This is a genomic window from Kitasatospora sp. NPDC038210, from assembly GCF_055600605.1.
This window is the reverse complement of sequence record NZ_JBVJYK010000065.1, coordinates 1-6,869: the sequence shown is the minus strand read 5'-3', so window position 1 is coordinate 6,869 and position 6,869 is coordinate 1. Positions and strand designations below refer to the sequence as shown.

Annotated in this window: 5 protein-coding genes; 3 read left to right on the top strand and 2 right to left on the bottom strand. The window is 70.5% G+C overall.

Annotated features, from left to right (window positions below; all coding sequences use genetic code 11):
* Window positions 1-114: 114 nt before the first annotated feature.
* Entirely contained in the window at window positions 115-576 is a 462-nt protein-coding gene (locus tag ACZ7KX_RS42305) for a GNAT family N-acetyltransferase (RefSeq protein WP_470331280.1), read from the bottom strand.
* Window positions 577-710: 134 nt separating this feature from the next.
* Window positions 711-1,502, bottom strand: coding sequence for a VOC family protein (locus ACZ7KX_RS42300; protein WP_470331279.1), 792 nt, complete (start codon window positions 1,500-1,502; stop codon window positions 711-713).
* A gap of 205 nt (window positions 1,503-1,707) precedes the next feature.
* Here ACZ7KX_RS42300 and recD2 point away from each other — a divergent pair, with 205 nt between their 5' ends.
* The 3 genes from recD2 (at window position 1,708) to ACZ7KX_RS42285 (ending at window position 6,748) form a co-directional block, all read left to right on the top strand.
* Window positions 1,708-3,939 (top strand): SF1B family DNA helicase RecD2, encoded by a 2,232-nt coding sequence (recD2, locus tag ACZ7KX_RS42295; RefSeq protein ID WP_470331278.1) that lies wholly within the window; start codon window positions 1,708-1,710, stop codon window positions 3,937-3,939.
* A gap of 225 nt (window positions 3,940-4,164) precedes the next feature.
* Window positions 4,165-5,454, top strand: coding sequence for a citrate synthase (locus tag ACZ7KX_RS42290; protein WP_470331277.1), 1,290 nt, complete (start codon window positions 4,165-4,167; stop codon window positions 5,452-5,454).
* Window positions 5,455-6,028: 574 nt separating this feature from the next.
* Window positions 6,029-6,748 (top strand): SDR family NAD(P)-dependent oxidoreductase, encoded by a 720-nt coding sequence (locus tag ACZ7KX_RS42285; RefSeq protein ID WP_350521513.1) that lies wholly within the window; start codon window positions 6,029-6,031, stop codon window positions 6,746-6,748.
* The last annotated feature ends 121 nt before the right edge of the window (window positions 6,749-6,869 follow it).

Below are 6,869 nucleotides of genomic sequence, written 5' to 3'. Positions count from 1 at the left end.
CAGGGGGGACCCTGTGGGAGAGTAGGACGCCGCCGAACAATCATTCCAAAGAACCCCTGATCCACTCGGATCAGGGGTTCTTTGCATTTCCGGACACCGGTCCGGCGGCCGCTTTCAGACCTTCAGCTTGAAACCGACGTGGGACGGAACGAACCCGAGCCGCTCGTAGAAGCGGTGCGCGTCGGTGCGGGTGGCGTCGGAGGTGAGCTGGACGAGGTCGGCGCCGAGTTCGCGGGAGCGCTCGACGGCCCACTCGATCAGGACGGAGCCCAGCCCGTTGCCGCGCTCGTCGGCGTGGATGCGGACGGCCTCGATGATCGTGCGGGTGGAGCCCTGTCGGGAGAGGCCCGGCACGACGGTGAGCTGCAGGGTGCCGACCGTCCGGCCGGCGCGGTCGGCGACGACCAGGTGCTGGTGCGGGTCGCCCTCGATGCGGGCGAAGGCGGTGCGGTAGGCGGTCAGGTCGTCGGGGCTCTCGCGGGTCGCGCCCAGCGGGTCGTCCGCGAGCATCGCCACGATGGCCGGGAGGTCCGCCCCGGTCGCCCGGCGGATCGTCAGATCGGTCGTGTCGTTCATGATCAGAGAATAGAAGCCTTCCCGCGGTTCCCACCCCGTCCCTGTCAACGCCCGTAGCGCCCCTTCACGGCCCTCCTGGGGGCCGATCAGGGGTGGGCAGGTCCCCGACGGCGTCGGGCCGGGGTGAGGCGGTGTCACGCCCCGGGCGGGGCACTGGTGATGACGGCGAAGACCGCGCCGTGCGGGTCGACCAACTGGGCGAGGCGGCCGACGCCGTGGACATCGGTGGCGGGGACCTTCACGGTCGCGCCGATGGTGCCGGCGATGGCGAGGCTGGCGTCCGCGTTGGGGACCTCGAAGTACGGGAGCCAGTGCGAGCCGGTGCCGGCGGCGGTCTGCCGGGGGCCGAGCTGGACGATGCCGCCGTGGGCGTCGTCGGTGCCGCCGCCCGCGGGGGTGAGGACGGTGTAGATCGAGCCGTCGAACGGGACGTCCTGCTCCTGCCAGTCGAAGACGGTGCGGTAGAAGGACTTGGCGAGTTCGGCGTCGATGCTGTGGCACTCGGCCCAGCAGAGGCTGCCCTCCTCGTCGACGACGTCCAGGCCGCGGGTGTCGTGCGGTTGCCAGACGGCGAAGTCGGCGCCGGTCGGGTCGGTGTAGCCGGCCATCCGGCCCGAGGTGAAGACGTCGAAGGGGGCGAACCGGACGCGGCCGCCGGCCTTCTCGACCAGTGCGGTGGTGCGGTCGGCGTCGGGGGTGGCGAAGTAGAGCGTCCAGCCCGGCAGGGAGCTCTCGTCGGTGAGCGGGCCGAGGGCGGCGACGATCCGGCCGTCGAGTCGGAAGAACCCGTAGCCGCCCGACTCGGGGCCGGCCGAGTCGAAGGTCCAGCCGAACAGCGCGGTGTAGAAGTCGACGGAGGCCCGGGTGTCGGGGCTGCTCAGGTCGAGCCAGTCGGGGGCGCCGGGGCGGAAGGCGGTGTTGAGCATGTCGGGCACTGCTCCTCGGACGGGCCGGGCCCGGGCGGGCGCGGTCGACGGTCCCCCTGCCTATTCACAGCCTGGCACCTCGGCGATGGCGCTGCACGGCAGGCTTCCGGCCCGGGATCCGGGCGTTCGCGGCTGTGGGCTTGTCGGGGCCGGGCGGTACCGTGCGTAGCGGAATGATCCACCCGTACCGGTCGAAGGGGGCCCGGTGAGCAAGCAGGCGCAGTCGGGACAGCAGCCGTTCCAGCTCGCGCAGGTCGAGGGGGTGCTGGAGCGGATCACCTACGCCAACGAGGAGACCGGCTACACGGTGGCCCGGGTCGACACCGGCCGGGGCGGGAACGACCTGCTGACCGTGGTGGGCGCGCTGCTGGGGGCGCAGGTCGGGGAGTCGCTGCGGCTGCACGGGCGGTGGGGCTCGCACCCGCAGTACGGGCGGCAGTTCACGGTGGAGAACTACACGACGGTGCTGCCGGCCACGGTCCAGGGCATCCGGCGGTACCTGGGCTCGGGGCTGATCAAGGGGATCGGGCCGCGGTTCGCCGAGCGGATCGTGGAGCGCTTCGGTGTGGACACCCTGGAGGTGATCGAGAACGAGCCGGGCCGGCTGATCGAGGTGCCGGGGCTGGGGCCGAAGCGCACCAAGAAGATCGCGGCGGCCTGGGAGGAGCAGAAGGCCATCAAGGAGGTGATGGTCTTCCTGCAGGGGGTCGGGGTGTCGACCTCGCTGGCGGTGCGGATCTACAAGCAGTACGGCGACGCGTCGATCGGCGTGGTGAAGAACGAGCCGTACCGGCTGGCGTCGGACGTCTGGGGCATCGGATTCCTGACGGCGGACCGGATCGCCCAGGCGGTGGGCATCCCGCACGACAGCCCGGAGCGGGTGAAGGCGGGGCTGCAGTACGCGCTGTCGCAGAGCAGCGACCAGGGGCACTGCTTCCTGCCGGAGGAGCGGCTGATCGCGGACGGCGTGAAGCTGCTGCAGGTGGACGTGGGGCTGGTGATCGACTGCCTGGCCGAGCTGGTCGCGGCCGAGGGGGTGGTCCGCGAGACGGTGCCGGGGGATGCGGGCGAGCCGATCACCGCGGTCTACCTGGTGCCGTTCCACCGGGCGGAGATCTCGCTGGCCAACCAGCTGCTGCGGCTGCTGCGTTCGGACGCGGACCGGATGCCGTGGTTCGCGGGCGTGGACTGGCCGGTGGCGCTGGAGTGGCTGGCGAAGCGGACGGGGGCCGAGTTGGCACCCGAGCAGGAGCAGTCGGTGCGGCTGGCGCTGACGCAGAAGGTCGCGGTGCTGACGGGCGGTCCGGGCTGCGGCAAGTCGTTCACGGTGAAGTCGATCGTGGCGCTGGCCCTGGCGAAGCGGGCGAAGGTGGTGCTGGCGGCGCCGACCGGGCGGGCGGCGAAGCGGCTGTCGGAGCTGACCGGGGCGGAGGCCTCGACGGTGCACCGGCTGCTGGAGCTGAAGCCGGGCGGGGACGCCGCGTTCGACCGGGACCGGCCGCTGGACGCGGACCTGGTGGTGGTCGACGAGGCCTCGATGCTGGACCTGATCCTGGCGAACAAGCTGGTCAAGGCGGTGCCGATGGGCGCTCACCTGCTGTTCGTGGGGGACGTGGACCAGCTGCCGTCGGTGGGCGCCGGGGAGGTGCTGCGGGACATGCTGGCCGAGGGCGGGCCGATCCCGTCGGTCCGGCTGACCCGGATCTTCCGGCAGGCGCAGCAGTCGGGCGTGGTGACCAACGCGCACCGGATCAACGAGGGGAAGCCCCCGCTGACGGAGGGTCTGGCGGACTTCTTCCTGTTCGCCGAGGACGACGCGGAGCGGGCGGCCGGGCTGACGGTGGACGTGGTGGCGCGGCGGATCCCGCAGAAGTTCGGCTTCGACCCGCGCCGGGACGTCCAGGTGCTGGCCCCGATGCACCGCGGACCGGCCGGGGCGGGGAACCTGAACACGCTGTTGCAGGGGGCGGTGACGCCGGCTCGGGAGGGGGTGGCGGAGCGGCGTTTCGGCGGGCGGACGTTCCGGGTGGGGGACAAGGTGACCCAGATCCGCAACAACTACGACAAGGGGCGGAACGGCGTCTTCAACGGCACAGTGGGAGTGGTGACCGCCCTCAGCGTGGACGACCAGCGGTTGACCGTGGTCACCGACGAGGACGAGGAGGTGGTGTACGACTTCGACGAACTCGACGAGCTGGCCCACGCGTACGCGGTGACGATCCACCGCTCGCAGGGCAGCGAGTACCCGGTGGTGGTGATTCCGGTCACTATGTCCGCTTGGACGATGCTCCAGCGAAACCTGCTCTACACCGCTGTGACCAGGGCGAGGAAACTCGTGGTACTGGTCGGGTCACGCAAGGCGATCGCACAGGCCGTTCGGGCCGTCAGTGCAGGTCGGCGGCATGCGGCGCTCGATCATCGGCTTGCTTCTGGATGATTATCCAACAGGATCGTTGCCTCTAATGTTCTCTTGACGTGAAGAGATTTACGGCAGAGCCTAGGGTGGTGCCGATCTTGTCCGGTTCGTACCGGCTACGGCGGCAGGTTTTGTAGGGGCGGGCCCTTCCGGGCCACCCCGGGTGCGCGACTGTCCTCCGGATGGGGGATGGTAGAGACAGTCAGGGCACCTTGGAAGAGGATTCATTTCGTCGGTGAGGAAGACGTGAGCGACAACTCGGTAGTACTGCGGTACCAGGACGGCGAGTACGAGTACCCCGTCGTCGAGAGCACTGCGGGCAACGCCGGCTTCGACATCTCGAAGCTGCTCCCGCAGACCGGCCTGGTCACCCTGGACAACGGCTTCGGTAACACCGCCGCGTACAAGTCCGCGATCACCTTCGTGGACGGCGACAACGGCATCCTGCGGTACCGCGGCTACCCGATCGAGCAGCTCGCCTCGCAGGGCGGCTTCATCGAGACCGCGTACCTCCTGATCAACGGCGAGCTGCCCAACGCGGACCAGCTGGCGGAGTTCAACCGCGAGATCACCCAGCACACCCTGCTGCACGAGGACGTCAAGCGCTTCTTCCAGGGCTTCCCGCGGGACGCCCACCCGATGGCCATGCTGTCCTCGGTGGTCGGCGCGCTGTCCACGTTCTACCCGGAGAGCCACAACCCGTTCGACGCGGCCCAGCGCCACCTGTCGACGGTCCGCCTGCTCGCCAAGCTGCCGACGATCGCCGCGTACGCGTACAAGAAGGCGATGGGCCAGCCCTTCGTCTACCCGCGCAACGACCTGAGCTACGTCGAGAACTTCCTGCGGATGACGTTCGCCGTCCCCGCCGAGGACTACGAGCTCAACCCGGTCGTCGTCAACGCCCTGGACAAGCTGCTCATCCTGCACGCGGACCACGAGCAGAACTGCTCGACCTCCACCGTGCGCCTGGTCGGCTCCAGCCACGCCAACCTGTTCGCCTCGATCTCGGCCGGCATCTCGGCGCTGTGGGGCCCGCTGCACGGCGGCGCCAACCAGGCCGTGCTGGAGATGCTGGAGAGCATCCAGAAGGACGGCGGCGACGTCGACGCCTTCATCACGAAGGTCAAGAACAAGGAAGCCGGCGTCAAGCTGATGGGCTTCGGCCACCGGGTCTACAAGGCGTTCGACCCGCGCGCCGCCCAGGTGAAGCTGCTCGCGCACGAGGTCCTCGGCCAGCTCGGCAAGAGCGACGAGCTCCTGGACATCGCGCTCAAGCTGGAGGAGCACGCCCTCAAGGACGACTTCTTCATCTCGCGCAAGCTGTACCCGAACGTGGACTTCTACACCGGCCTGATCTACCGCGCCATGGGCTTCCCGACCAGCATGTTCACCGTGCTGTTCGCCCTCGGCCGGCTGCCGGGCTGGATCGCCCACTGGCACGAGATGATCAACGACCCGACCAGCCGGATCGGCCGCCCGCGCCAGATCTACACCGGCACCGCGATCCGCGACTACGTCCCGCTTGAGGGTCGCTGACGACGCGCGCGAAGACGCCGACGCCGGGCACCGACCCGGACGGAAGCTGAAAGGGGCCCGGCCGCTGCCTGAGCGACCGGGCCCCTCCGCGTCCCCGCACCGCACCCCCGGAGGGGTCCGCGCGGGGACGGAACCGTACGGCGCACGACTCCGGGGCCGGCCGCAGCCCGAGACGGCCGCTCAAAGCGTCCCTGGCCCGCCAGTACCCCGGCGCCGTGCGCGAAGGCCGTCGAGAAGACGACCCTTCCCGGGGCCCGCCGGAGCCCCGCCGGCGACAGCCGGTGGAAGCGCGGGGACACGTTGCCGTTCAGCGTGCCCCCGCCCATCGGAAAAACTGCCGCACTACCAACCTAAGACGTATCAGGGTGCGAGAAGTTACGCCCGGGGGGTGTGAGCTGCCTCTCGCCACGCTCCGTGTGCGCGTCGTACCCCGCCCATATCACACCTTCTCTCGCGCGGGACGTCACCCTCCCCGCAGTCACGGCAACCGAGCGTGATAGGAATCGTGGCATTCCGGTACGGACCGCCACGCACACTCGCAGCGCGGCGGCGGAACTGGGGAGGGAGTGCGCAGATGGCCAGGAACGTCGTCGTCACCGGCGGTGGCACGGGAATCGGGTACGAAGTCGCGCGGCGGTTCGCCGAGGCGGGTGACCGCGTGGTGATCGTGGGCCGCCGCCGCGCGGTCCTGGAGAAGGCCGCGGCGGACCTCGGGGCGGACGTCACCCCGCTGGTGTGCGACCTCGCCGACCCGGACGCCGTGGAGGACGCGCTGCGCGAACTGCCCGAGCGGATCGACGTCCTGGTCAACAACGCCGGCAGCCGCGAGACCGTGGTCGGCGGCGGGCCGCACGCGCTGCTCGCCCGCTGGCGCGGCGACTTCGAGCGCAACGTGCTGACCGTGGTGCTGCTCACCGAGTCGATCCGCGACCGGCTCACCCCCGGCTCCGGCCGGGTGGTCACCATCAGCTCCATCGCGGCCCTGCGCGGGGCCGGCTCCTACGGCGCGGCGAAGGCCTCGCTGCACGCCTGGAACAACTTCCTGGCCGCCCAGTTGGGCACCTCGGGCATCACCGCCAACATCGTCGCGCCCGGGACGGTCAGCGGCACCGAGTTCTTCGGGCCGCGGCTGGACGAGGCCGAGGTGGCCCGGCGGGCGGCCCGCACCCTGCTCGGCCGGATCGGGGAGACCGGCGAGGTCGCGGCGGCGGTGCACTTCCTCGCCTCGCCCGAGGCCGGGTTCATCACAGGTGAGATCCTGCACTGCAACGGCGGCGAGCTGCTGGGGCGTTGACGTAGGGCGGGGGCCCGGACCGGTGGCGGACGCTGTTGGTTAATGCGGGTCCTGATCACTTCGCCCCGCCGACCGGTTGGTCGGCGGGGCGAAGTGCTGTGAAGTGGCTGGTGCGGGTGCG